The following is a 1340-nucleotide window of genomic DNA, read 5'->3' on the forward strand; positions in this document are numbered from 1 at the left end:
CCGCCCCGAACCAGTACCGACCAGAACCTCACCCTCAAGGAGAACGCATGACCGACGACATCGTGGACCGCATCGCGGAGGTGACGCCGGAGCTGGATGCGCTGCGCCGTCGCCGTCCGGTGACCAGGGAGCAGCTGCAGGCGAGCTTCGACGCCCTCTTCCAGCCGGTGAGCACGGAGCACATCTCGCAGGCCGAACGCGAACTCGTGGCCGCCTTCGCCACCGGTCTCGCCGGAGCCGACGACCCGACCGCCGAGTTCTACGCCGGTCGTGCGCAGGAGGCCGACCCGCAGCGGGCCACCGTCGTGCTCGCGGAGGCCGCCCGGGCGGCGACCACCGGACCCTTCGGCACCTACACCGAGCTCGGACTGCAGGCCGAGAACACCGACGGGGCGCGCTATGTCCCGTCCGAGACTGTCATCGCCGCGGTGGGTGAGCGCCTCGCCGCCGCTCTCGCCCACACGCACCTCCTGGTGTTCCGCCCCCGCGAGGCCTCGGGTGCCGACCTCGGTCGCCTGCTCGACGCGGGCTGGTCGGCGGACGGCATCGTGACGCTGTCGCAGCTGGTGTCGTTCCTCGCCTTCCAGCAGCGCGTCGTCACCGGGCTCCGTGTGCTCGCCGCTGCGGGCTTGACCGCCGAGATCTCCGAGGAGGAGGCCGCATGACCGCCGAACAGAGCGTGCTCCGGCACGACGACGCCCCGCACCCGCACGCGTTCACCCGCGGCGAGGTCGGATGGGTCCCGCACCTCGAGCCCCTCGCCGAGGCGGAGCTGACCGAGCGCCACTACGACGGCCTCGTCGATGCGGCTCGCGCGAAGAACGACTACTTCCGCCTGCTGGCCCGCGATCCCGAGGTGCTGAAGGCCCGCACCCGGGTCGACAAGGACATCTTCTACAACGCCGCGGAGGGCCTGCCCCGTGCTGACCGGGAACTCGCGGCGACCGCGGCATCCCGCCGCAACGGCTGCGTGTTCTGCGCCTCGGTGCACTCGCGCTTCGCCGCGCACCACAGCAAGCGCGCCGACGACGTCGACCTGCTGCTCGACGAGGGCGTGGATGCGGACCTCGGCGAGCGCTGGAACGCCGTCGTCGCGGCATCCGTCGCCCTCACCGACACGCCCAACGCGTTCGGCGAGGACGAGATCGTGCGGCTGCGTGCCGCCGGACTCGACGACCTGGAGATCTCGGACCTCATCCACGGCGCCGCGTTCTTCAACTGGGCGAACCGGCTGATGCTGTCGATCGGACGGCCGGTGGCTCCGGCCTGACCGCTCTGACGGCACCTCGCCGTCAGGGGACCAGGATGATCTTGCCCGAGGCGGCGCCGGATTCCATGAG

2 protein-coding genes are annotated in these 1340 nt (G+C 71.6%); both read left to right on the forward strand.

The window, feature by feature from the left end; genetic code table 11:
• Nucleotides 1–47: 47 nt before the first annotated feature.
• A complete protein-coding gene (locus ACNPM4_RS17280) occupies nt 48–665 on the forward strand; it encodes a CMD domain protein (RefSeq protein ID WP_448986500.1) in 618 nt (205 codons plus the stop codon).
• Nucleotides 662–1270, forward strand: a complete 609-nt coding sequence (locus ACNPM4_RS17285) for an alkylhydroperoxidase domain protein (protein WP_448986501.1) — start codon at nt 662–664, stop codon at nt 1268–1270. The genes ACNPM4_RS17280 and ACNPM4_RS17285 overlap by 4 nt, the downstream gene beginning before the upstream one ends.
• Nucleotides 1271–1340: the final 70 nt, after the last annotated feature.

This window comes from Microbacterium umsixpiens, from assembly GCF_053543675.1.